Source organism: Priestia sp. SIMBA_032 (genome assembly GCF_046535215.1).
In the GTDB taxonomy this organism is placed as follows: Bacteria; Bacillota; Bacilli; order Bacillales; family Bacillaceae_H; genus Priestia; species Priestia aryabhattai.
Genome location: NZ_JAWRXD010001217.1, coordinates 1 through 250, shown reverse-complemented (window position 1 = coordinate 250; position 250 = coordinate 1). Strand labels below are relative to the sequence as shown.

Sequence of the window (250 nt, the reverse complement as noted above, 5' to 3'; positions counted from 1 at the left end):
CTGTCGGGACTGTTCACCGTCACCGAGTAGGTGACGGTCCGGGTCGCGCCGACCGCGAGCGGGCCGGACCAGCTCAGCGTCGGCGCGGCGTAGGTGGCGCCGTTGTTCGCGTCTCCGTTGTACGTCGCGTCATCGATCACCGCGGTCAGGTCGTCGGTGAAGGAGGCCGGGCTCGCCGTCGTGTAGGCGGCCGTGCCGGTGTTGGTCACCGTCACCGTGTACGTGACCTTCGTGCCCGGGGTGACCGGAC

At 70.0% G+C, this 250-nt stretch carries 1 protein-coding gene; it reads right to left on the bottom strand.

Annotation, left to right across the window (positions count from 1 at the left end; all coding sequences use genetic code 11):
• A partial coding sequence (locus SB717_RS38200) for a DUF7927 domain-containing protein (protein WP_410908404.1) occupies positions 1–250 on the bottom strand: 250 nt, incomplete at both ends.